The organism is Arthrobacter pascens, from assembly GCF_030816475.1.
GTDB lineage: Bacteria > Actinomycetota > Actinomycetes > Actinomycetales > Micrococcaceae > Arthrobacter > Arthrobacter pascens_B.
Map to the genome: position 1 here is coordinate 2,051,128 of NZ_JAUSXF010000001.1, position 23,084 is coordinate 2,074,211.

24 protein-coding genes are annotated in these 23,084 nt (G+C 65.9%); 11 read left to right on the plus strand and 13 right to left on the minus strand.

All coding sequences use genetic code 11. The features are described 5' to 3' along the window. Window positions 1-27: 27 nt before the first annotated feature. Window positions 28-1,584, minus strand: a complete 1,557-nt coding sequence (locus QFZ40_RS09450) for a circularly permuted type 2 ATP-grasp protein (RefSeq protein WP_306904055.1) — start codon at window positions 1,582-1,584, stop codon at window positions 28-30. 113 nt (window positions 1,585-1,697) lie between these two features. On the opposite strand from QFZ40_RS09450, the gene QFZ40_RS09455 reads away from it, so the two are divergent. Both QFZ40_RS09455 and pepN read left to right on the plus strand, forming a co-directional pair. Further along, complete coding sequence (locus tag QFZ40_RS09455) at window positions 1,698-2,831, plus strand: YeiH family protein (RefSeq protein ID WP_373427419.1); 1,134 nt, start codon at window positions 1,698-1,700, stop codon at window positions 2,829-2,831. Between the two features lie 20 nt (window positions 2,832-2,851). Continuing rightward, a complete protein-coding gene (gene pepN, locus QFZ40_RS09460) occupies window positions 2,852-5,455 on the plus strand; it encodes an aminopeptidase N (protein WP_306904056.1) in 2,604 nt (867 codons plus the stop codon). A gap of 107 nt (window positions 5,456-5,562) precedes the next feature. Here pepN and QFZ40_RS09465 read toward each other — a convergent pair whose 3' ends face one another. From QFZ40_RS09465 to QFZ40_RS09485, 5 genes are all read right to left on the minus strand, one after another. Further along, window positions 5,563-6,678 carry a lipoate--protein ligase family protein gene (locus QFZ40_RS09465; RefSeq protein WP_306904058.1) on the minus strand — a complete coding sequence of 372 codons (1,116 nt, stop codon included), beginning with the start codon at window positions 6,676-6,678 and terminating at the stop codon, window positions 5,563-5,565. Window positions 6,679-6,808: 130 nt separating this feature from the next. After that, window positions 6,809-7,066 (minus strand): type B 50S ribosomal protein L31, encoded by a 258-nt coding sequence (locus QFZ40_RS09470; RefSeq protein WP_028267311.1) that lies wholly within the window; start codon window positions 7,064-7,066, stop codon window positions 6,809-6,811. A 141-nt stretch (window positions 7,067-7,207) separates the two neighbouring features. Beyond that, entirely contained in the window at window positions 7,208-8,017 is an 810-nt protein-coding gene (locus QFZ40_RS09475) for a TrmH family RNA methyltransferase (RefSeq protein WP_306904061.1), read from the minus strand. 7 nt (window positions 8,018-8,024) lie between these two features. Further along, window positions 8,025-8,810 carry a sulfite exporter TauE/SafE family protein gene (locus tag QFZ40_RS09480; protein ID WP_306904062.1) on the minus strand — a complete coding sequence of 262 codons (786 nt, stop codon included), beginning with the start codon at window positions 8,808-8,810 and terminating at the stop codon, window positions 8,025-8,027. Between the two features lie 18 nt (window positions 8,811-8,828). Further along, window positions 8,829-9,614, minus strand: a complete 786-nt coding sequence (locus QFZ40_RS09485; RefSeq protein WP_306904063.1) for an ABC transporter ATP-binding protein — start codon at window positions 9,612-9,614, stop codon at window positions 8,829-8,831. A 131-nt stretch (window positions 9,615-9,745) separates the two neighbouring features. Between QFZ40_RS09485 and serB the strand changes: the two genes are divergently transcribed. After that, window positions 9,746-10,639: a phosphoserine phosphatase SerB gene (gene serB, locus QFZ40_RS09490; protein WP_306904064.1), complete on the plus strand. Its 894-nt coding sequence runs from the start codon at window positions 9,746-9,748 to the stop codon at window positions 10,637-10,639. Window positions 10,640-10,716: 77 nt separating this feature from the next. Here serB and QFZ40_RS09495 read toward each other — a convergent pair whose 3' ends face one another. After that, window positions 10,717-11,469: an SDR family oxidoreductase gene (locus QFZ40_RS09495; RefSeq protein WP_306904065.1), complete on the minus strand. Its 753-nt coding sequence runs from the start codon at window positions 11,467-11,469 to the stop codon at window positions 10,717-10,719. A 134-nt stretch (window positions 11,470-11,603) separates the two neighbouring features. Continuing rightward, window positions 11,604-12,329, minus strand: coding sequence for a beta-ketoacyl-ACP reductase (locus QFZ40_RS09500; protein ID WP_306904067.1), 726 nt, complete (start codon window positions 12,327-12,329; stop codon window positions 11,604-11,606). Window positions 12,330-12,471: 142 nt separating this feature from the next. On the opposite strand from QFZ40_RS09500, the gene QFZ40_RS09505 reads away from it, so the two are divergent. Genes QFZ40_RS09505 through QFZ40_RS09520 form a run of 4 tightly spaced genes read left to right on the plus strand, consistent with a single transcriptional unit; the run spans window position 12,472 to window position 14,241 of the window. Beyond that, entirely contained in the window at window positions 12,472-12,909 is a 438-nt protein-coding gene (locus tag QFZ40_RS09505) for a DUF3099 domain-containing protein (RefSeq protein WP_306904068.1), read from the plus strand. Continuing rightward, window positions 12,906-13,172, plus strand: coding sequence for a hypothetical protein (locus QFZ40_RS09510; protein WP_306904070.1), 267 nt, complete (start codon window positions 12,906-12,908; stop codon window positions 13,170-13,172). The genes QFZ40_RS09505 and QFZ40_RS09510 overlap by 4 nt, the downstream gene beginning before the upstream one ends. Beyond that, entirely contained in the window at window positions 13,173-14,057 is an 885-nt protein-coding gene (locus QFZ40_RS09515; RefSeq protein ID WP_306904071.1) for an SURF1 family cytochrome oxidase biogenesis protein, read from the plus strand. A 28-nt stretch (window positions 14,058-14,085) separates the two neighbouring features. Continuing rightward, window positions 14,086-14,241 carry a hypothetical protein gene (locus QFZ40_RS09520; RefSeq protein ID WP_306904072.1) on the plus strand — a complete coding sequence of 52 codons (156 nt, stop codon included), beginning with the start codon at window positions 14,086-14,088 and terminating at the stop codon, window positions 14,239-14,241. On the opposite strand, the gene QFZ40_RS09525 is transcribed toward QFZ40_RS09520, so the two are convergent. After that, the gene (locus QFZ40_RS09525) at window positions 14,238-15,836 is read right to left on the minus strand and encodes an ABC-F family ATP-binding cassette domain-containing protein (RefSeq protein WP_306904074.1); all 1,599 of its coding nucleotides are present in this window, start codon (window positions 15,834-15,836) and stop codon (window positions 14,238-14,240) included. The two genes, QFZ40_RS09520 and QFZ40_RS09525, sit on opposite strands and share 4 nt — an antisense overlap. Before the next feature lie 311 nt (window positions 15,837-16,147). Between QFZ40_RS09525 and QFZ40_RS09530 the strand changes: the two genes are divergently transcribed. From QFZ40_RS09530 to QFZ40_RS09540, 3 genes are read left to right on the plus strand one after another with little or no spacing between them, the layout of a single operon-like run. Continuing rightward, complete coding sequence (locus QFZ40_RS09530) at window positions 16,148-16,795, plus strand: biotin transporter BioY (protein WP_306904075.1); 648 nt, start codon at window positions 16,148-16,150, stop codon at window positions 16,793-16,795. Further along, on the plus strand, window positions 16,792-17,508 hold the full coding sequence (locus tag QFZ40_RS09535; RefSeq protein ID WP_306904076.1) for an energy-coupling factor ABC transporter ATP-binding protein: 717 nt from the start codon (window positions 16,792-16,794) through the stop codon (window positions 17,506-17,508). Before QFZ40_RS09530 ends, QFZ40_RS09535 begins: the two co-directional genes overlap by 4 nt. After that, window positions 17,505-18,128: an energy-coupling factor transporter transmembrane component T family protein gene (locus tag QFZ40_RS09540; RefSeq protein ID WP_306906887.1), complete on the plus strand. Its 624-nt coding sequence runs from the start codon at window positions 17,505-17,507 to the stop codon at window positions 18,126-18,128. The genes QFZ40_RS09535 and QFZ40_RS09540 overlap by 4 nt, the downstream gene beginning before the upstream one ends. 104 nt (window positions 18,129-18,232) lie before the next feature. Here QFZ40_RS09540 and QFZ40_RS09545 read toward each other — a convergent pair whose 3' ends face one another. Both QFZ40_RS09545 and QFZ40_RS09550 read right to left on the minus strand, forming a co-directional pair. Beyond that, entirely contained in the window at window positions 18,233-19,441 is a 1,209-nt protein-coding gene (locus QFZ40_RS09545; protein WP_306904078.1) for a thiolase family protein, read from the minus strand. Further along, window positions 19,431-20,837, minus strand: a complete 1,407-nt coding sequence (locus QFZ40_RS09550) for a class I adenylate-forming enzyme family protein (protein ID WP_306904079.1) — start codon at window positions 20,835-20,837, stop codon at window positions 19,431-19,433. Before QFZ40_RS09550 ends, QFZ40_RS09545 begins: the two co-directional genes overlap by 11 nt. A gap of 61 nt (window positions 20,838-20,898) precedes the next feature. Here QFZ40_RS09550 and ypfJ point away from each other — a divergent pair, with 61 nt between their 5' ends. Continuing rightward, the gene (gene ypfJ, locus QFZ40_RS09555) at window positions 20,899-21,780 is read left to right on the plus strand and encodes a KPN_02809 family neutral zinc metallopeptidase (protein WP_306904080.1); all 882 of its coding nucleotides are present in this window, start codon (window positions 20,899-20,901) and stop codon (window positions 21,778-21,780) included. A 77-nt stretch (window positions 21,781-21,857) separates the two neighbouring features. Here the strand turns inward: ypfJ and QFZ40_RS09560 are convergent, their stop codons facing one another. Together QFZ40_RS09560 and sufC are read right to left on the minus strand one after the other, a co-directional pair. Continuing rightward, window positions 21,858-22,190 carry a metal-sulfur cluster assembly factor gene (locus QFZ40_RS09560; protein ID WP_306904081.1) on the minus strand — a complete coding sequence of 111 codons (333 nt, stop codon included), beginning with the start codon at window positions 22,188-22,190 and terminating at the stop codon, window positions 21,858-21,860. Window positions 22,191-22,202: 12 nt separating this feature from the next. Further along, complete coding sequence (gene sufC, locus QFZ40_RS09565; RefSeq protein WP_306904082.1) at window positions 22,203-23,000, minus strand: Fe-S cluster assembly ATPase SufC; 798 nt, start codon at window positions 22,998-23,000, stop codon at window positions 22,203-22,205. Window positions 23,001-23,084: the final 84 nt, after the last annotated feature.

Below are 23,084 nucleotides of genomic sequence, written 5' to 3' on the forward strand. Positions count from 1 at the left end.
ATGGAACGGCCGGAATGCCATCCCGGCTCACTGCTGCTGCTCCGACTGGCGGTCGCGCCAGTTGCTTTCAACGGGCCATACAGATACCCGCTCACGGATGGAAATGGACTGGCGCGGCAGTCTCTCCACCGGGACCTGCGGCGAGTCCGCCAGCACCCAGGTGTCCTTGGAGCCGCCGCCCTGGCTCGAATTCACGATCAGCGAGCCTTCCTTCAGCGCCACCCGGGTGAGGCCGCCGGGCAGGACCCAGACGTCGTCGCCGTCGTTGACTGCGAAGGGGCGCAGGTCCACGTGCCTCGGACCGAACTTATCACCGCTGAGCGTGGGAACGGTTGAGAGCTGCAGCACCGGCTGTGCGATCCACCCCCGGGGGTCTGCAATGACCCGCCGGCGCAGCGCCTCGAGCTCGTCGCTGGAAGCGTCAGGCCCGATCACCAGTCCCTTGCCTCCGGAGCCGTCCACGGGTTTGACCACGAGTTCAGCCAGGTTGTCGAGGACGTATTCCCGGGCTTCTTTTTCCTCGAGCCTGAACGTGTCCACGTTCGCGATGACGGGCTCCTCGCTCAGGTAGTAGCGGATGAGGTCCGGCACGTAGCTGTACACGAGCTTGTCGTCCGCGACGCCGTTGCCCACGGCGTTGGCGATGGTCACGCCTCCTGCCCGGGCGGCGTTGACCAGGCCGGGGCAGCCGAGCATGGAGTCCGAGCGGAACTGCAGCGGGTCAAGGAATTCATCGTCGATCCGTTTGTAGATCACGTCCACGCGCTGTTCGCCGGCAGTGGTCCGCATGTATACGCGGTTGCCGCGGCAGATGAGGTCCCGGCCCTCGACGAGTTCCACGCCCATCAGGCCGGCCAGCAGCGTGTGCTCAAAGTAGGCGCTGTTGAAGACGCCCGGGGTGAGCACCACGACGGTGGGATCGTCGACGCCGGAGGGGGCGGTCTTGCGCAGGGCGGACAGCAGCCGGCGAGGATACTCTTCCACCGGCCGGATGAGCTGCTGGCCGAATGCCTCCGGCAGGCCCTTGGCCATGGCCCGCCGGTTTTCCAGGACGTAGCTGACGCCTGAGGGAACCCGGACGTTGTCCTCCAGGACGCGGAACGTGCCGGCAGCGTCGCGGACGACGTCGATGCCGGAAATATGGACCCGGACGCCGCCTGCCGGCTCGAACCCATGGACCTGGCGATGAAAGTGTGCGCTGGTAGTCACGAGCTGGCGCGGAATCACACCGTCCGTCACGACGTTCATTTTGTCGTACACGTCGTCCAGGAATGCCTCAAGGGCCCGCACGCGCTGGGCCACTCCGCGCTCCAGCACGTCCCATTCGTCCGCAGGAATCACCCGGGGAACGATGTCGAGCGGAAAGGGCCGCTCCTCCCCCGCAAAGTCAAAGGTCACGCCCCGGTCCAGGAAGGTCCGTGCCATTGAGTCCGCCCGGGCGCTGACATCGGCCAGCGAGAGCCGGCGCAGGGCATCCGCCACCTGGGCGTACGACTCGCGCGCTTCCTGGCCTGGGGCGAACATCTCGTCGTAGGCGCCGGTTCTCCCCGCGGCCTCCGAGTAATCCTGGAATAGGTCTGACATGTCCTTTAGCCAACCATCTTTTTGTTTCGAAATCATTACTGCCATCCATTGTGGCGTGTTCGGCGGGTATCTCCGGTTCGTGGATTGCGTGTCCTTTCCGGCAAAGTAGGTGAGTGCCAGTGAATAGAAGCCGCGGAAGCTCCGGAGACGGAGAGCTTAGTGGACGGAGCGGCGGAAAACACGGTCGGTGGAGTGCCGATGCGGACCGCCTCCTTCCCGGCCTGCTTACCGCCGCCGTCGCCCTGGCCGCCGCCTTCGCGGTCCACGCACTGGTCCCCGTCCTGCCCGCCATGACACTCGCCGTCGTCCTGGGCCTGCTGGCGGCCAACCTGCCCGGCACAGCTGTCTGGATAGCCGGCCGGGCCAGGCCCGGACTCGACTTCGCCGGAAAGCATTTCATGCGTGCCGGAATCGTGATGCTGGGCCTCAAGGTCAGCATCGTGGATGTCCTGGGCCTGGGATGGCTGGCGTTGCTTCTGGTGACCGGAGTGGTGGTGGTGAGCTTTGCCGGCACCTATCTCATCGCCCGGCTGTTCCGCCTCCCGCAGGAGACCTCGCTCCTAGTGGCCACCGGATTTTCGATCTGTGGCGCGTCGGCTATCGGGGCCATGGCGGCCGTGCGGCGGATCCGCCATGTGGACACCGTTCTGCCTGTGGCGCTCGTAACGCTGTGCGGAACGCTGGCCATCGGCGTGCTTCCGCTGCTGGTGCACCCCCTCCAACTCAGCCCGCGGACGTTCGGGGCGTGGACAGGTGCCTCCGTCCACGATGTCGGCCAGGTAGTGGCAACTGCGCAGACCGCCGGTACGGCGGCACTGGGCATCGCCGTCGTCGTCAAACTCACGCGCGTGCTGCTGCTGGCCCCCATGGTGGCCCTGGCGGGCGTGCAGCAGCGGCGCAGCACCAGCAGGCGGCACCGTGAGGAGGCGGCGCAGCGGGCGGCCTCGGGCGGTGTCGGGGCTGCGGCGTCCACAGAGGGAGTGCTTCCGCCTGTCGTGCCGCTGTTCGTCGTCGGGTTCATGGCGATGGTGGGGCTCCGCTCTACGGGCGTGCTGGCCCCGGGATGGCTTGATGCGGGGGCCGGGTTCCAGGACATCCTGCTGGGAGCGGCGCTGTTCGGGCTGGGGTCAGCAGTACGGATCCGGACGCTACTGCACACAGGTTCCCGGGCATTGCTGGCCGCCCTGGTCGCCTGGCTGCTGATCGCGCTCCTGGGCCTGGCGGCTGCCCTGGCCGTGACCGCCTGAGGCCGTGATTAGATAGCGGGGTGTCCAATGAGAATCTGCGCCGTGACGAGGCCGCCGAGCGTTCAGCCCTGATCACCACCCACACCTACGATGTCTCACTGGACGTCCGCCAGGCCGCAGATCCTGACGTCGAGGGGTACACGAGCCGCAGCGTCATCAACTTTTCCGCAACCGAGGGCGGGTCCACCTTCCTGGACTTCATCGGCGGCGGGGTTCACAGCGTTTTCCTCAACGGAAAAGGGCTGCGGGTAGCCGATGTTGTGGACGGTGCGCGGATCCGGCTCGACAACCTGCAGGCGGAGAACCAGGTGACGGTCACTGGTACCGCCGTGTACAGCCGCTCCGGCGAGGGCATGCACCGTTTCGTGGATCCGGCCGATGGCCAGTGCTACCTCTACACGCAATATGAGCCTGCTGACGCGAGGCGGGTCTTCGCCAATTTCGAACAGCCCGACCTCAAGGCCGAGTTCACTTTCCACGTCACGGCACCTTCGGACTGGGAAGTTGCCTCCAACGGCATGGAAGCCGCACGTACCCGGCTGGCCAGCGATCCGGCTACCAGCCGCTGGGATTTCGCTCCCACCCTGCCCATGTCCACGTACATCACCACCATCCTGGCCGGGCCGTACTTCAAGGCGGAGGACCGGTGGGAGGGGACGCTCGACGACGGCAGGCAGCTGGAGGTGCCGCTGGCACTTTACTGCCGCGCATCCATGGCCGGGTCCTTTGACACCGCCGAGCTGTTCACGTTGACCAAGAGCGGCCTGGACTTCTTCAACCGCCTGTTCGACTTTCCGTACCCCTGGGGAAAATACGATCAGGCCTTCGTCCCCGAATACAACCTGGGTGCGATGGAGAACCCGGGGCTGGTGACATTCACCGAGAGCTACATCTTCACCTCCCGCGCAACGGATTCCCAGTACCAGGGCCGGGCCAACACCCTGATGCACGAGATGGCACACATGTGGTTCGGCGACCTGGTCACCATGCAGTGGTGGGACGATCTGTGGCTGAAGGAATCGCTGGCCGACTACCTGGGCACCCTGGCCGTGGACCGCGCCACTGACTGGGACAGCGCGTGGGTGAATTTCGCCAACAAGCGGAAGGCATGGGCGTATGTGCAGGACCAGCTGCCCACCACCCACCCGATCGTGGCCGACATCCCGGACCTCGAGGCCGCCAAGCAGAACTTCGACGGCATCACCTACGCCAAGGGCGCATCGGTGCTCAAGCAGCTGGTGGCCTATGTGGGCTTTGACGCCTTCATCGCGGGCTCCCGGCAATACTTCCGCGACCACGCATACGGCAACACCACCCTGGCCGACCTGCTGAAGGCTCTGAGCAGCTCATCCGGGCGGGACCTTGGCGGGTGGGCGGCCCAGTGGCTGCAGACCTCCGGCATTTCCACCCTGTCGGTGGAAACAGAAGCACGCGACGGCCTCCTTGACGCTGTGTCGATCATCCAGGCCGCGGAGGACCCCGTCAGCGGCCGCCAGGAACCCCGCCCCCACCGGCTCCGCGTGGGGCTTTACAACTATGACGGCGGCGGCGCCCTGGTCCGGACCCGCAGCGTGGAAACTGACGTTGCGGGAGCCCGGACACAGCTGCCCCAACTCACCGGTGAGCCCCGGCCCGCCCTCCTGCTTGTCAACGACGACGACCTCAGCTACGCGAAGGTGCGCCTGGACCCGGTGTCCGAGGGCGCGGTGCTCAAATCGTTGGACAGGATCACGGATCCGATGGCCCGCGCGCTCTGCTGGACCGCGCTGTGGAACTCGGCACGGGACGGCGAGAGCCCCGCGTCCCGTTACGTTGACGCGGTCAGGGCATTCGGCCCGTCCGAAACGGGGATCGGCGTCCTGCTGAACATCCTCGACAACGCCTCGACCGCCGTCGAACGCTACACCCCCGCCTCTGGCCGGAACGGGGTACGGGCAGCCTTCCTGGCCTCCGCAGAAACCCAGGTGGGCCGCGCTGCCCCGGGCTCGGACCACCAGCTGGCGTGGGCGCGGACATTGGCGTCGGTCAGCCGCCGGGACGCGTCCCTCCTCCCCCTGCTCCGAAGCCTCCTGGAGGGCACCGCCGTCGCCGAGGGTCTGGCTGTTGACGCCGAGCTGCGCTGGAACATCTGGCACGCGCTCGCGGCCAACGGACAGGCCAGCTCCGGCGAGCTTGATGCGGAACTTGGCAGGGACACCACCGCCTCCGGCCGGGCCGGCCACGCAACAGCCCTGGCAGCCCGCCCGGATCCAGAGGTAAAAGCCGAAGCCTGGCGTGCAGCCGTCCAGTCTGAGGAGCTGTCCAACCAGCTCCTCAGCGCCACGATCGCCGGTTTCATGACTGCGCCAAGTGCACTGCTGGAACCCTACGTTGAACCCTATTTCGGCTGCCTCCGGGACGTCTGGGACAGGAGAAGCATCGAGATCGCCAGCCGGATCGTCCGCGGACTTTATCCCCTCGCCCAGGACCTGCCCGCCGGGACCATGCCGGAGCAGCATCCAGTGGTGTTACGCACGGATGCCTGGCTGGAAACCAATGCAGATGCCCCGCCGGCGCTGCGCAGGATCGTTGTCGAGCAGCGCAGCCACCTCCGCCGCGCCCTGACGGCCCAGCTGCGCTCCTAAATGCACCTGCGCCTTTGTCGTACCCCGCTGCGCAGTGAAGCCGGGGCTCACTGCGCCGGGGCAGTCCCTGCGCATCGAACCCGGAGGTCAACACGGCGTAGCGGGACTTAGGGGACCCGGTTCAGCCACTCCTGGGTGCCGAATTTGGTTGCGACCCGCTCCCGCGCGGCGGCGAGTTCCGTCGCGGTCAGCTCCGAAGGCGTGGCCCCGTACCTTTCCGTGAAGACCTCCATCATCGCGGCGATGATCTCAGTCCGGGCCAGGCCGGTTTGCCTGCGCAGGGGGTCCACCCGTTTCTTGGCGCTGCGTGTGCCCTTGTCGGACAGCTTCTCCTTGCCGATCCGCAGCACTTCGACCATCTTGTCGGCGTCGATGTCATAGCTCATGGTGACGTGATGAAGCATGCCGCCGTTGGCGAGGCGCTTCTGGGCCGCACCGCCGATCTTGCCCTGGTCCGTGGCGATGTCGTTGAGCGGAACATAGAAGGCGGTAATGCCAAGCTTCTCCAGCGCGGCCATCACCCAGGCGTCCAGGAAGGCGTAGGAGTCCGCGAAGCTGATGCCGTCCACCAGGGTCTGCGGAAAATACAGGGAGTAGGTGATGCAGTTGCCTGCCTCCATGAACATCGCTCCCCCGCCGCTGATCCGGCGGACAACGGTGATGCCGTGCCGGGCCACGCCGTCGGGGTCTATTTCGTTGCGGACGGACTGGAAGCTTCCGATCACGACAGAGGGTTCCTCCCAGTCCCAGAACCGTAGCGTGGGGTTGCGGCGGCCGGCTCCGATTTCCTCCGTCAAAACCTCGTCCAGGGCCACGTTGACGGCCGTCGGCAGCACCGTGGGGGCAACGATGTTCCAATGGTGGTCGCCCCAGGAGGTGGCCCTTGCCAGGGCCCGGCGGACGGTGACGGCTACGGCGTCGGCGGAAAAGCCGAACAGGGCTGCTGCGGGCGGCAATGAGGCCGTCACGACGGCGGAAAGTTCTGCCGCCGTCGTCGTTTCCGGAAGGCCGGTGAGGGCGCGGTTGATGTCCAGCAGCGCTTCGTCGGGTTCCAGGAAGAAATCACCGCTGAGGGAGACGTTAGCGAGGATGCCTTCGACGACGTCCAGGTCAACCACCACCAACTTGCCGCCCGGCACCTTGTACTCGCCATGGTGGCTTGCCGGGAAAGTGTGCGGCAAACTGTGGTCGCCGGGGACGGGGCCGGACTCATGCTGGGTCATGCCTTCCATCCTGCCGCAAAACACGTGCCGCAAAACAGCTTCGGCGCACGGTGACGCATATCCAGCAAACGCAAAAAGCCCGCACCGTTGCCGGTGCGGGCTTTTCCAAAGAACCTTGGGGGGAAGTGGGTTACTTCTTGCCGCCGAAGCCCTTGAAGCGAGCGTTGAAGCGCTCGACGCGGCCTGCGGAGTCCATGATGCGCTGCTTGCCCGTGTAGAACGGGTGGGACTCGGAGGAGATTTCGACGTCGATGACCGGGTAGGTGTTTCCGTCTTCCCACTCGATGGTCTTCTTGGAAGACACGGTGGACTTGGTCAGGAATTTGACGCCGGAAGCCAGGTCGTTGAAAACAACAGCTTCGTACTTCGGGTGGATATCAGACTTCATAATGGGACCTTTGTTCGCACAGCTGGATTTTGCCAGCTGCCAGGTATGAATGGGACGGCAGTTTCCTGCATCAGAAGACGCAGGGCGGCCAGCTATCAATGATAGCTGATGCGGCGGGCGCTGACGAACTCCACGGTCCGCCTAGGGACGGGTCCTGAGCTCCCAGAATGCCACAGCGGATGCGGCAGCCACGTTGAGCGAGTCGACGCCGGCCCGCATGGGGATCCTGACGGCAAGGTCGACGGCGTCGAGTGTCCCTGCGCTCATGCCGGCACCTTCGGTGCCGAGCACCAGGGCAAGGCGGTCCGGATTGCGTGCTGCCAGCTCATCGACGTCCACGGCGTCCGGTGTCAGTTCCAATGCGGCGACGGTGAAGCCCTCGTCCCGGAGCAGCGCAAGGTCCTCCGGCCAGCTTTCCAGCCTCGCCCACGGCACCTGGAAGACAGTACCCATGCTGACCCTGACGCTGCGCCGGTACAGCGGATCGCCGCATCGCGGCGAAATCAGCACGGCGTCGATCGCCAGCGCCGCTGCCGAGCGGAAGATGGCTCCCACGTTGGTGTGGTCCACGATGTCCTCCAGGACGGCCACCCGGCGGGCTCCGCGGAGCAGTTCCTTGAGCGGCACGGGAGCGGGCCGCTGCATGGCTGCCATCGCGCCGCGGTGCAGGTGGAACCCGGTGATCTCCTCGAGCAGTGCGGCGCTGCCGATGAAGGCGGGCACCTGCGGGTAGGCGTTGAGGACGTCCTGCAGGTCATCAAGCCACTTCTCCGCGAGGAAAAACGAACGGGGGCTGTGGCCGGCGGCCAGGGCGCGGCGGAGTACGCGCGAAGACTCGGCGATGTACATGCCCTCGGCGGGTTCACGGAGTTTCCGCAGGTGCACATCGGTCAGCTGCGTGTAGTCCGAGACGCGCGGGTCCGCAGCAGATTCAAGGTAGTGGATTGTCACCGGCTGATTATTTCAGCAGATTGGCGATCATGACGGCCAGGGCCACGAGCCCGAGGACGAAGATGACCGCCCGCAGTATTACCGGGGAGAGCCGCCGGCCGATCCTGGAGCCGAAGAGCCCGCCGACCGTGGAGCTCACGGCGATCAGGAGTACTACCAGCCAGTTGATCCGGTCAAAGGCGAACAGCAGATAGGAGATGGCGGCGACCAGGTTCACGCCCAGCACCAGGATGTTCTTCATCGCGTTCGCGTTCTGGATGGTTCCCGTGAGGAATACGCCCAGGATTCCCACCAGCAGGATTCCCTGCGCCGCCACGAAGTAGCCGCCGTAGACACCGGCCAGGTAGACGAGGACCACCAGGAGCACTCCGTGGCGCTTGTCCCGGATGGCATGCTCGGGATTCTCTTCGCGGTTGCGCACCCAGGTTTGGAGCCGCGGCTGGAACACCACCATCAGCAGGGCCAGGACCAGCAGCACCGGCGCCACGTAGTGGAAGACTGTCTCGGGCAGGTGGAGGAGGAGCCATGCGCCCGAGATGCCGCCCAGCAGCGAGGCCGGGAGCAGCCTGAGCAGCTGCAGGCCCCTCCCCTTGAGCTCCCTCCGGTACCCCCAGGCGCCGGCCGCGGTGCCGGCCACGAGTCCCATGGCGTTACTCATGGAGGCCACTACCGGTGCGACACCCAGCGCGATCAGGACCGGGAAGGTCACCAGCGTGCCGGAGCCGACGACGGCATTGATGGTTCCAGCCCATAGGCCGGCAAAGAAGACAATAACGCTGCCGAGGAGATCCACCGTCCGGGGTGCTGCGGCTTAGCGGCGTGCGGTGGCGGTGTACCGGCCCGCGTTGACCGTCACATCCAGGTCGAGTCCGAAGGTCTGGCTCAGGTTTTCGGCTGTCAGCACCCCGGTGATGGGGCCTGCAGCGACGACGTTGGCGTCGCGGAGCAGCATGGCGTGGGTGAAGCCCGGCGGCACTTCCTCGAGGTGGTGGGTGACCAGGACGATCGCGGGCGCCGATTCATCCCGGGCCAGTTCACTCAACCGGTGCACGAGGTCCTCGCGGCCGCCCAGGTCAAGGCCGGCGGCAGGCTCGTCCAGCAGGAGGAGCTCAGGATCGGTCATGAGGGCGCGGGCGATCTGTACGCGCTTCCGCTCGCCTTCTGACAAGGAGGCAAAGGGGCGGTTGAGCAGCGGCCCCATGCCCCACTCGTTCAACAGCGAGAACGCCCGCCGCTCGTCGTCCTTTTCATACCCTTCCCGCCAGCGGCCGGTCACCCCGTAGGCAGCGGTGACAACGACGTTCAGGACCTTCTCATGCTCAGGGATCTGGGTGGCAAGGGCTGCGGAGGAGAGGCCGATGCGGGGACGGAGCTCAAACACGTCCACCGCGCCCAGGATTTCCTCCAGGATGCCGGCCATCCCGCTGGTGGGGTGCAGCCGGGCCGCGGCAATCTGCAGGAGAGTGGTCTTACCGGCACCGTTCGGGCCCAGGATGACCCAGCGTTCGCCCTCCTTGACCTGCCAGTCCACCTTGTTCAGGAGCGTTTTGGCTCCCCGGACAACACTGACGGCGGCCAGTTCAAGAACATCACTCATAGGAGTAGACACTAGGACAAAACGGCGGAGGACTGATAACTGATACCAGGTGCCCCGCGTTGAACCGTTGAGCACCTGCACTCGGCGCAGCGAATTCGGGCAGTGCTCCCGCGCTGACTAAGATTGCAGGCATGACTTCGAACGTGACTGCGGTCAGCTATGGCCTGAAACTGACCTCCGCGGAGCTGGAGCCACTGCGTTCCCTCCTCACTGAATCCGGCGCGACCCTCCAGTCGGAATCCCAGGCCGGCGACAGCCGCTATGAGGTCCACACTGCTGACCTGGCACTGGCCGATGCCACCTCAGCCGGGATCGATGCCCTCCGTCGGGCGGTGGCAGAGGCCGCGCGTGACGGATTTGACACCGCCATTGTCCCGGGCGGGCTGCGCTCGGCAGCCCGCAAGTTCCTGATCATGGATGTTGACTCGACGCTGATCCAGCAGGAAGTGATCGAACTGCTGGCCGCCTACGCCGGGAAACGGGAGGAAGTGGCTGCTGTGACTGAAGCCGCCATGCGTGGCGAACTCGACTTTGCCCAGAGCCTCCACGCCCGCGTGGCCGTGCTCGCCGGACTGCCGGCCGCCGTCGTCGACGCCGTGCGGGCTGAAGTGAAGCTGAGCGAGGGGGCCGCGGAACTGGTGGCAGCGTTCCGGGCGGCCGGCCATGTGGTGGCCGTGGTGTCGGGCGGCTTCAACCAGATCCTCCGTCCCATCGCCGAGGAGCTTGACCTGGACTACTGGATCGCCAACGAACTCGAGATTGTGGACGGTGCGCTCACCGGCAAGGTGCTTGGTGCGGTCATCGACCGTGCGGCGAAGGAGAAGTACCTGCGGGAATGGTCCGCCGCCGAAGGAATCGCGATGGAACACACCATCGCCGTAGGTGACGGAGCCAACGACCTGGACATGCTGGGCGCCGCCGGGATCGGCGTCGCGTTCAACGCAAAGCCTGCCGTCCGGGCCGTTGCCGATTCCGCGCTCAACATGCCTTACCTCGACGCCGTGCGTCACATCGCCGGCGTCTGACGTCTCGACGGCCGCGCGCTGACACTTCGCGGCGATGCCCGGAAGGGACATCGCCGCGAAGCCTGTTCGGATCGGTCTTAGGTGGCGCTCTTGCCGAAGTAGTCGGCGCCGCCGGCGTACTCGGTGTGGCCCGATTCGACGTCGGCGGTCACCATGCCGGCCACCACCTCGGCAAACTCTTCAACGGAGTAGAGCTTGCCCGCTTCGGCCCGGCGGGCCTCAATGGCGCCCGGGCTGGAACGGTCAAGAAGGGTCGCCGTCACTGTGCCTTCAATCATGTCGCCTGACACAACCACCAGGGAGATTCCCTTGTCCGCGAGGGCCGGCAAAAGTTCGCGCAGTGCGTCCTCGCCGGCACGTTTGCTGCGGGCGACCGGCTCATACTCCGGCATGGTGGGAACCGAGTTGATGAAATGGGCCTGGTGGCTGGTGACGAAGACCACGCGGGAGCCCTCCCGCATCAGGGGAACGGCGGCGTTGAGCATGTTGACCTGCGCGTCGCGGTTGAGCTTGAGCGCGTAGTCGTCCTCCACGCCCGATTCCATGCCGCCGGAGGCGTTGAGCACCAGGACGTCCAGCGAACCGAAATTCTCCATGGCGGCGCTGGCAAGGGCCTGCACGCCTTCCTGGGTGGTGAGATCGGCACCTACGGCCGTGGCGCGGCCGCCGGCGGCTTCAATGGCGGCAACCACCTTGTTGGCGCGAGGCGCCTTCTGGCGGTAGTTCACGACGACGGCGGCACCTTCGGCTGCGAGGTTCTTCGCCACTTCGGCGCCGATACCGCGCGATGATCCGGTCACGATGGCGGTCTTGTTGTCCAGCAGTCCCATATGGGCTCCCTTGTTCGAAACGTCTAAATTGTTCTGGGTCTGCAGTCCATCATGCCAGCGCAGCCCGCGGATCCGCTTGTATGACCCCGACAAAGAATGTCTTGCCAGCCACCTCACGGAAGCGTATTGAAACGCTAGTGGCCCATGCCCAGTCCGCCGTCCACCGGGATGACCGCGCCGGAAATATACGCTGCCTCATCGCTGGAAATCCAGCGGACCACATTGGCCACCTCTGAGGATTCAGCGAACCGCCCGGCCGGAACCTTTGAGAGGTAGTCCTTCTGGGTCGCCTCCGGAAGTTCTGCCGTCATGTCAGTGTTGATGAACCCCGGCGCGACGACGTTGGCCGTGATCCCGCGGGATCCCAGTTCGCGGGTCAGTGAGCGCGCGATGCCCACCAGTCCGGCCTTGGACGCCGAATAGTTGATCTGTCCGGGAGCACCGTAGAGCCCGGAGACCGAGGAGATCAGGACCACGCGGCCCTTCCGCAGCCGGATCATGCCCTTGGATGCCCTCTTGATGACACGGAATGCGCCGGTGAGGTTGGTGTCTATTACGGACGTGAAATCGTCCTCGCTCATGCGCAGCAGGAGCGTGTCCTTGGTGATGCCGGCGTTGGCCACGAGAACCTCCACAGGACCGTGCGCCGCTTCCACCTCGGAAAATGCCGCATCCACTGACTTTTCGTCTGTGACGTCGGCTTTAACGCCAAGAATCCCTTCGGGCAGTTTGGACTCGCTACGGTACGTCACGGCGACCTTGTCGCCGTTCGCCAGGAACGCCTCGGCGATGGCCAGTCCGATGCCGCGGTTGCCTCCCGTGATCAGGACGCTGCGGGACGCGGTGACTGCTTCAGACATTAATCGCTCCGGAATTCTGCGGCGCGCAGCGCCGCGGTAGGAAGGGTGAGATTTTTGCTGCCTCCGATCTTAGCCGCCGTTTGGGTGCCACTGCCGATGGTGAGAGAATTGAGGCAAGCCTTTGGAGCGTGATGAATCAGCCGTGACCCTTGAAAACCATGCCGGACAGCCTGTGCCTGGAGATCCTCAGCGGTTCTCCGGAGATTCGGGCGTCCACTCGATTACCGACGCCGCGGCGGCCCATTCCGAGGACATGCACCAGCGTATGGTCAAGTACGCCCTGGCCATGGGAATCCGGCTGGTATGCCTCATCCTCATTTTTGTGGTGGACGGCTGGTTCAAGATCGTCATGGTTGCCGGTGCGGTATTCCTGCCATGGATTGCAGTCATTATCGCCAACGGCAGCGACAAGGCGGAGATCCACAGTGATTCACTCCTAGAGTCCGCGCCCTTGGCGGAACTCGAGGCCCCTGCTTGGCCCACCGAGGAGGACGACGGAATTTCCCCGGTCCTGCAGGGAGAAGTCATTGACGACGACGGGGACGAAACGGGCCCGGAACAGGAACGGCGCGCTTCATGAAGATCTTCGACCTGGCAGCCGGGGCTGACGGTCCGGAGCCGGCGGTGGCGACGTGCTCCCGCAAGGCCTGCCGCTCGGAGGCGTCCTGGCAGCTTCTCTGGAACAACCCCAAGATCCATACGCCGGAACGCCGCAAGATCTGGCTCGCCTGCGGTGAGCACCGCGCCTGGCTTGAGGACTATCTCCAGACGCGCGGCCTATGGAAAGAAACCCTGGCGCTGGTGCCGGACACGTCATCGGCTCCCATCGGGCAGGATTTCTGAATGTACCGTTTCCTCTTCTCCAGCAAATGGCTGGGATATCTGCTGCTTGCCGCCATCTTCGCGGCGGGCTGCGTCTTTTTGGGGCGCTGGCAGATGGACCGCAGGGCCGAGACTCTCGCCGAAATCAACCGCGTGGTATCCAACTATTCCTCCGCTCCCATCCCCTTCAGCGAAGCCCGGGATCAGTTCAGGAATATGGACCCTGAGAGGGAGTGGACCCAGGTTGAGCTCAAAGGCCGGTACGACACTGAGGGCGAAAGGGTTGTGCGGAACCGTACCCTCAACGGCCAGCCCGGTTATGAAGTCGTGGTTCCCTTCAGGCTGGATACCGGCGAGACAGTGGTGATTGACCGGGGATGGCTGCCCATCGGCAACAAGACGCCCGGACGTCCCGACTCAGTGCCCGCGCCTCCCTCCGGTGAGGTGACGGCCATCGTCCGGCTCAAACCCGGCGAGCCGCAGCTGCAGCGCGGCGCTCCGGACGGCCAGCTGGCCTCCATTGACCTTCCCACCTACGCCGGCGAACTCGGCTATCCGCTCCTGACCGGCGCCTACGGCCTGCTCGCCTCGGAGACTCCCCCGGTTCCTGACATGCCCGCCGCCTTCCCGATGCCGGACACCGATGAAGGCACGCACCTTTCCTACTCGCTGCAGTGGTTCGCCTTCGGCATTCTCATGTTCGTGGGGTTCGGCTATGCCGCCAGGCAGCAGGCCCGCAATGCCGCCATCGATGCCCAGGACGCCCTGGACGCCGAAGAAGCCGGGCTGGAACCCATGCATTCAACGGCCGCTGCACCACGCCGTCGTACTCCAGCACGGCGAAGGGGTGGCAGGCCCACCGCAGAGGAAGAGGAAGACGCTATCCTCGACGCCCAGGGTTTCTGAGCGTCCTCAGGCGGTTTACGATGAGGGTATGAGCGATGTTCCAGCCGATGATGGCCCACAGGAACCTGATCAGAAAAGGGCACCTGATGAGAAGAACCCCCGGGAGTTCCTCGCTGACGCACTTTCGCCGGTAGTTGACCCCGATGTCCAGGCGGACCGGCCGAGCGCGCCGGAGGATTCCTAGGCGAGCGTGATGAGGTCCAGGTAGTCCTCGTTCCAGTGGTCCTCGACGCCGTCAGGCAGCAGCACAACCCGCTCGGGGTTGAGGGCTTCGACCGCGCCTTCATCGTGGCTGACCAGGACGACGGCGCCGCTGTAGTTCCTCAAGGCGCCCAGGATTTCGGCGCGGCTGGCGGGGTCCAGGTTATTGGTCGGCTCGTCGAGGAGGAGGACGTTGGCGCTTGATGCCACGATGGTGGCAAGAGCCAGGCGGGTCTTCTCGCCGCCGGAGAGCACACCGGCGGGCTTGTCGACGTCGTCTCCGGAGAACAGGAACGAGCCGAGGATGCCACGCACCTCGGCGTCCTTCATATCCGGTGCGGAGGACCGCATATTCTCCAGGACGGTGCGATCGACGTCGAGCGTCTCGTGTTCCTGGGCGTAATAGCCCACCTTGAGGCCGTGGCCGGCAATGACATCACCGGTATCGGGCTGGTCCACGCCCGCGAGCATCCGAAGGAGGGTGGTCTTGCCGGCGCCGTTAAGTCCCAGGATGACCACCTTGGAGCCGCGGTCGATGGCCAGGTCCACGTCCGTGAAGATTTCCAGCGAACCGTAGGACTTGCTGAGGCCTTCTGCGGTGAGCGGGGTCTTGCCGCAGGGCGACGGATCCGGGAACCGCAGCGCGGCCACCCGGTCGTTTTCGCGCACGGCCTCCAGCCCGCTGAGCAACCGCTCGGCGCGCTTGGCCATGTTCTGCGCTGCGACGGCCTTGGTGGCCTTGGCGCGCATCTTGTTGGCCTGGTCGAAAAGGACCTGGGCCTTCTTTTCAGCGTTGGCGCGTTCCCGCTTCCGGGCGCGTTCGTCGGTTTCGCGCTGGGTGAGGTAGCGCTTCCAGTCCATGTTGTAGAAGTCGATCTGGGCGCGGTTGGCATCCAGCAGGAAGACCTTGTTCACTGTGGCTTCGAGCAGCTCGGTGTCGTGGCTGATCACGATCAGACCGCCCTGGTGGTTCTTGAGGAAGTCACGCAGCCAGGCAATGGAGTCGGCATCGAGGTGGTTGGTGGGCTCATCCAGGAGCATGGTCTCAGCGTCCGAGTACAGGATCCGGGCCAGCTCCACACGGCGGCGCTGGCCACCGGAGAGCGTCTTGAGCGGCTGGTTCAGCAGCCGGTCCGGCAGCGCGAGGTTGGAGCAAATGGCTGCGGCCTCGGCCTCGGCCGCGTAACCGCCGGCAGCCAGGAACTCGGATTCCAGCCGGTCATAGCGGTTCATCGCCTTGCGCTGGACAGTGGCGTCTTCGCTGGCCATCTCTTCGTGGGCCACACGGAGCCTGCCGACGGCGATGTCCAGGCCACGGACTGAAAGGATCCGGTCACGCGCCAGCTGCTCCATGTCCGGCGTGCGGGGGTCCTGGGGCAGGTAGCCGATCTCGCCCGTGCGGGTCACCTTGCCCGCGGCCGGCAGGCCTTCGCCGGCGAGGACACGCGTGAGCGTGGTTTTGCCTGCACCGTTCCGGCCCACCAGGCCGATCTTGTCTCCCCTGTCGATGCGGAAGCTCACCTGGTCCATAAGGAGCCGGGCGCCGGCGCGCAGTTCAAGATCCTGGACGGTAATCACAGCAGGTAAGGCCTTTCACAACAGGGAATGCCGCAGCCCAACGGATGATGTCTGGGTGGAACCGGGCAGAGTGGCCATAGAACGGCCTATACAAGTCTACCGGCCGCAGCTTCGCGCCATAACCGCCGCACGCCGTCGTCCTCCCGGCTCCTGCTCTACCGTCCACTGCCAGGACCGGGCAGGCGCCTTTTGTGCCGTGCCGTCAGCTCCCGGGCTCCCGTTTAGTAGGGGCCCCACAAAATGGAGGCCAGGCGGGGCCGGTAACGTCAGGATTACCCCACATTCACTTGTACAGACCCGACAGGATCCCCATGAGCCAGACTGACACTGCCGTCACCGGCACCGCCTCGCCTGAACGCCGCCGCTGGAACGCCACCGACCTGGGCCTGATTGCCGTCTTCGCCGCCATGGTTGCCGCTTCGGCACTCGTGGCCGCCATTCCCGTCGGCGCTCTCGGCGTACCTATCACCCTGCAGACCCTCGCCGTGATGCTCACCGGCCTGGCGCTCGGCCCGGGAAGGGCTTTCGCCGCCGTGGCCCTCTACACCGTGCTGGGGCTCGCTGGACTCCCCATTTTCAGCAGCGGGCGCAGCGGGCTCGGCATCCTGGCCGGCCCGTCTGCCGGCTACATCATCGCCTTCCCCCTTGCGGCAGCGGCGGTTGGCTGGCTCTCCGCGGTCATCATTCGCCGCACTCTGAAGTACCGCGGCGTCTTGCTTTTCGCGGCTGCCACGGTCACGAGTATCGTCGTCGTCCACGCCCTGGGCGTCGTCGGCATGATGATCAATGCGAAGCTGGACTTCTCCAAGGCGTTCCTCGCCGACCTCCCCTTCTACCCCGGCGACATCATCAAGAATGTCCTGGCCGTCACAGTGGCACTCGCCTTGCACAAGGCGTTCCCGGACCTTCTGGTCCGCCGCGTCCGTCCAGTCGGGCAGCAGAGCTCCATCCAGCAGTGAGCGTCATTTCCCTGAGCAACGCGGGTGTCCGGGTGGCCGTGGATGGGCGCCCGGACCCCAAGGTCCTGCTTCAGGACATCACGCTCACCCTTGCGGAGCAGCGGATCGGAGTGATCGGAGCCAACGGCTCCGGCAAGTCCACCCTCCTGCGCCTGATGAACGGGCTCGTGGCGCCCACCTCGGGGACCGTCGCGGTCAACGGTGCGGATACTGTCCGGAAAGTGCGGGCCGTCCGGCAACAGGTGGGATTTGTCTTCACCGATCCCCTTTCACAGCTGGTCATGCCCACAGGCAGGGAGGACGTCGAACTGTCCCTGCGGCGCTCGGTGCGGAACGGAGACGAGCGGCGGGCCACAGCCGAGGCCGTGCTGGACCGCTTCGGCCTGCTCGTCCTTGCCGACCAAAGCATCTACGAGCTCTCCGGCGGGGAACGCCAGCTGATGGCGCTGGCTGCCGTGCTGGCCGTGGATCCTTCGGTCCTGGTACTCGACGAACCGTCAACCCTGCTGGACCTGCGGAACCGCGAACTGCTTCGCCACACTCTGTCCGGCCTGGACCAACAGATCGTGATGTCCACCCACGACCTCGACCTTGCCCTCGAAATGGACCGCGTCCTGGTGGTCGAGTCCGGACGGGTAGTGTTCGATGGCGCCGCTGCCGCCGCCGTCGGGCACTACCGTTCCCTGTGCGCGGCGGACCTGGCAACGCCGTGAGGGGACACGGCTTCCTGCTGGCCAACTATGTCCCGGGCGCGTCCCTGATCCACCGTGCCCCGCTCTGGCTAAAATTCCTTGTGGTGCTCGTGTGCGGCGTGGCCTCGTTCCTGGTGGTGGACTGGCTGGTATCCGCGGCCGTGCTGGCCACTTTATGTTGCCTCTTTCTCCTGACCGGCGCGGGGCCCCGGAGGCTCCTCGGCACCGTTCGTCCGCTGGCCCTGGTGCTGCTGGTCATCGGCCTGTTCCAGTGGTGGCAACTGGGCGCCCCTACTGCGCTCCGGATTGTCCTGAACATCCTGGTCTGTGTGGTGGCGGCGTCCCTGCTGACGGTCACCACCCCCCTGCAGCGGCTGCTGGACGGGGTCGTGTCCCTAGCCGGCCCGTTCCGCCGGTTCGGCGCCGATCCGGAACGCTTCGCGTTGACCATCGCCATCATGCTTCGGAGCATCCCGTACATCGCCGGCGCATTCGCTGACGTCCGCGACTCCGCCCGCGCCCGCGGCTTGGAACGCAACCCGCGCGCCCTGGTCCTGCCCGTTTTCATCACCACCGTGGCGTTCGCCCGCCAGACCGGTGAGGCGCTGGCCGCCCGCGGACTCGGCGAGGCCGAAGACTGACGGAGCCCGCAGTAGTGCTCCCTGCACTGCCATCTCGCTCATCCCGGTCATGCAAGACCTGCACGCGCTGCCGGACGGCAACAGCAGGAGCACGGCAGGGAGCATTACGCCGGGGCTGCGGCCAGCTTTTCATATCGCAGCAGCGCCGCGGTGCCCATGCCGCCGGCAATACTGATCATCGCCAACGCCAGCCGGCCGTGCTCACCCGTGCGGCGGGCCTGTGCCAGCAGGCGGGTCACCAGGACAGCCCCGGACGCCCCGTAAGCGTGGCCCAAAGCCAGCGCACCGCCGTCGGCATTCACCCGCAACGGGTCAATTCCCAGGCGGTCAAGGCAGGCCAGGGCCTGCGAAGCGAAGGCCTCATTGAACTCCACCAGGCCGACGTCGCCGGCGACGAGCCTCCTGGCGGCCAGAAGCCTTTCGGCAGCGACAGCGGCGCCGATGCCCAGCAGCCGGGGTTCCACTCCCGCCGTGTCACTGGACAGGACCAGCAGCCCGTCCGCCGCCCCCAGTTCGCGGGCCCGCTGCAGGGAGGTGATGACGACGGCGGAGGCTGCGTCGGCATCGAAGCAGGAGTTCCCCGCGGTGACGGTTCCGGAATCAACAAAGGCGGCCGGGAACCGCCGGAGCACGGTCGCATTCAGGCTTGCGCGTGGGCCGTCGTCCGCGCTGACGGTCCCGGAGGAGGTCTCCAGGGTGGTGATTTCATCGGCGAAGGTACCTGCCCGGGCCGCAGCCGAGGCGAGCTGGTGGCTGCGCAGGGCAAAGGCATCCTGCCGGTCCCGGGTGATACCGAAGCGGTGTGCGACGTTTTCCGCGGCGACTCCCATGTCCGGGTCGCCGTGGCTGTGCGGGACAAACTGGGCCCGGTCGAAAAACTCGTGCCCGCCGTCGTCGTTCCTGTGCGCCCGCAAGGGAGCGGTGCTGATGCTTTCCACGCCCCCTGCGAGGAAGACCGGGCTGCCGCCGGCGGCCACCAGCCTGGACGCCAGCACGACGGCATCCAGGCCCGAACCGCACTGCCGGTCCACGGTGACTCCGGGAACGCTGGCCGGAAGTCCGGCCTCCAGCAGCGCCAGCCGGGCAACGTTGCCGCCGCCGCCCACAGCGTTGCCGATCACCACGTCAGTGACGGCTGCGGGCGGCACCCGGCTGTCGGAGAGCAGCTGCGCCAGGACGGGTGCCAGCAGCTGGTGCGCGCGCAGCTCCTTCAAGGCACCATTGGCCCGGCAGACCGGGGTCCGCCTTGCCGCGATGATCACCGGCTGCCTCTCGGCGGGGAGTGTTTCGGGCGGGAGCAGGTTACTGGCCAAGGTGGCGCGCCCTGGTGTCCCGGGAGGTGATCCAGTCGAGGAGGATGTTGCGGCTGACCTTGCCCCGGTCCGTGGTGGGCAGTTCGGTGAGGGCAAAATACTGCAGTGGACGCTTGTCGCGCGTCAGGATATTCTCCAGGCCGGCCCTCAGCTGGGTGGCCGTGATCCCGCCGTGCGAGGCCACGACCCCAGCCACCACGCGCTGGCCCCTGATGTCGTCCGGCAAGCCAGCTGCCACGGCGGCGGCCACTCCGGGCACGGAGGCAAGGGCCAGCTCCACCTCGTGCGGATAGACGTTCTTTCCCGATGTCAGGATCATGTCCGCACGGCGGCCCAGGATATGCAGTTCACCGCTGGCCAGGTAGCCCTGGTCCCCCACCGTAACCCAGCCGTCGAAGGACCTCAGCGCTTCGCCGTCGTCGCCCCAAAGATAGCCGTTGCTCACCATTGCGCTGCGGACGCAGATATTGCCCGGTTCGCCGTCGGGAAGGGCCTCGCCGCCGTCGTCCAGGATCCGGACCTCCACCCCCGGGAAAGGACGTCCGATCCCTGTTCCGCCGGCATCCAGCGGTTCTCCGGCGGGCAGGCCGGCCCCTGAGACAAAGCTGAGCTCTGAGGCCCCGTAATATTCGAAGATGGTGGCCTTCGGGGCCCAGCGCCTGGCGGCCTCAAGGGTCCGGGCATCAAGCTTGGAGCCGGCACAGATGATGGTCCGCACCCCTGACGCGTCAACACCGCCGGTCAGTCCGCGTTCGCTGAGCAGCCGCAGCATGGTGGGGACCAGCACCAGCCGGGTCACGCGGTCGTAGGTGATCGCTGCGTGGACATCGCCGACGTCGAAACCCTCAAGGGTCTGGAATTCAGAACCCGCGTAGAGGCATTCCGCCAAGGCGTAGAGGTTGAGGCTTGCCGCGAGGGGCCCGGGCGCCAGCGTCACATCGTCCTGCCGGAGGCCGAAGAATTCAATCGAGGCATCAAAGGATTCCTGCCAGGACCGCCGCGATCTGGTGAACGCCTTGGGCACCGACGTGGTGCCGGACGTCAGTCCGATCAGGAAGGTTGATTCCGGCGGTCCGTCCGCCAGCGCGTCTTCGCCGGATACCGGGGCCGGCGGGACGTGCTCACGCAGCCGCTGGAGGATATCGGTGTGCAGCTGGACGGGCCATGAGGGGTCCAGGACCGCGCACTGCCGGGCACCCGCAACGGCTGCAGCGAACCTGGCCACGAAGTCCACTGAGTTGGCTTCCGCCAGCACCGTGACGCCGTCCGAGAACGGCACGGCAGCCGCGGCCGCGTCCCGGAGTTCGGCCCAACCCAGCCGCCTACCGGCAACAACGACGGCGGTGTCCTGGGGCCGTTCTTCGGCCCAGCGCTGGATCTTGTTGAGAAAAGGCATCGAACCAACTTTACCGGCCATATCCCCTTTCGGGCCCGCCGCCAAAGGCTATTGTGACTCTATGAGCTTCAATGACGACGTTCGGCTGGATCCCTCGCAGGTACAGGACAGGCGCGGCATGGGCCGCGGTGCAAAAGTCGGCGGCGGCATAGGCGGCGGGCTCATCCTGCTTATCGCCGCGCTGCTGGGCTTCAACCCGCAGTTACTTGAGGGCCTGGCCGGCGCAGGACCGGAAACCCAAAGCCAGGGCACCGCTCCCGCCTGCACAACCGGAGCCGACGCCGACGCGCGGCTGGACTGCCGGATCACCGGCACAGTGAACAGCCTCAACGTCTTCTGGCCCGCTTACCTGCGGGACTATGGCGTGCAGTACCCGCAGCCGAAGACAGTGATCTTCAGCGGCGGGACCGGTACCGGCTGCGGCGCCGCCACCAGCGAGGTGGGCCCGTTCTACTGTCCGGCTGACACTACTGCCTACTTCGACCCCGGTTTCTTCCAGGAACTCGTGGACCGCTTCGGCTCTTCAGGAGGTCCGCTTGCGCAGGAGTACGTGGTGGCCCATGAATTCGGCCACCACATCCAGAGCGTGCTGGGAACCATCGACCGGGCCCAGCAGGATCCCCAGGGTCCGGAGTCCGGTGCCGTCCGGACTGAGCTGCAGGCGGACTGCTATGCAGGCCTCTGGGTCCGCTATGCCAGCACCACGCCGGACCCCGCGACGGGTCAGCCGTTCCTGGAGCCGCTGACCCAGCAGGACCTCAACGACGCCCTCTCCGCGGCGTCCTCGGTGGGCGATGACAGGATCCAGAAGGCCGCCACCGGCCGGATCTCGCCGGAAGCCTGGACCCACGGTTCCAGCGCCCAGCGCCAGAAATGGTTCGCCCAGGGTTACAAGACGGGCGACATCAACCAGTGCGACACCTTCGCGGTAGCCACTCCCTGACCTGGCCGGTGGGGAACGACGACGGCCGGCTACCTTCGCTGGGAAGGTAACCGGCCGTCGTCGTACTTCTGGCAGTCCTAGATGTTGAAGCCGAGGGCCCGCATCTGGTCCTTGCCGTCGTCGGTAATCCGCTCGGGACCCCACGGCGGCATCCAGACCCAGTTCAGGCGCCAGTCGTCTACGATGCCGTCCAGGGCCTGGCCTACCTGCTCCTCCAGGACGTCGGTCAGGGGGCAGGCGGCTGTGGTCAGGGTCATGTCGATCAGCAGTGCGCCGTCGTCGTCCGAGTACTTGAGGCCGTACAGCAGCCCGAGGTCGACGATGTTCACGCCGAGCTCGGGGTCGATGACGTCCTTGAGTGCTTCTTCGACGTCTTCGAGGCCCGTGCGGGACGAATCGATTTCGGTCATGGCAAGTCCTTACTAGGCCTGTGCTGCTGCCGCGGCTGCAGCGATGGTGGCTGCTCCGGCGCCGGAGGCGTAACGGTCGTAGCCTTCTTCTTCGAGGCGGTCCGCCAGTTCGGGGCCGCCCTCTTCAACAACCTGGCCGTCAACGAATACGTGTACGAAGTCAGGCTTGATGTAGCGCAGGATGCGGGTGTAGTGGGTGATGAGCAGCGTGCCCATGTTGCCCTCGGCGTGGGCACGGTTGACGCCCTCGGAGACAACCTTGAGTGCGTCAACGTCCAGGCCCGAGTCGGTCTCGTCCAGGATGGCGAACTTCGGCTTGAAGAGCTCCAGCTGGAGGATCTCCACGCGCTTCTTCTCGCCGCCGGAGAAGCCTTCGTTGACGTTGCGCTGGGCGAAATCTGCATCGATGCGCAGCTGCTGCATGGCGGCCTTGACGTCCTTGGTCCACGTGCGCAGTGCCGGCGCCTGGCCGTCGATGGCCGTCTTCGCGGTGCGCAGGAAGTTCGTCATGCTGACGCCGGGGATCTCGACCGGGTACTGCATGGCCAGGAAAAGACCTGCCCGGGCGCGCTCGTCAACGCTCATGTCCAGGACGTTTTCGCCGTCCAGCGTGATGGTACCGCTGGTGACGTTGTAGCGCGGGTGCCCGGCGATGGTGGAGGCCAGCGTGGACTTGCCGGAGCCGTTGGGGCCCATGATGGCGTGGGTCTGGCCGGTCTTGATGGTCAGGCTGACGCCCTTCAGGATCTCCTTGGTGCCCTGCTCCGTCTCAATGCTGACGTGCAGGTCCTTGATCTCAAGAGTAGACATATGTCTTGTTCTCCTTTGCCCCGCGCCTTCCGGCTGCGGTGCGGTCTTAGTCTGGAAGTTTTTGATTCTGTTGCTTGTTTGGAG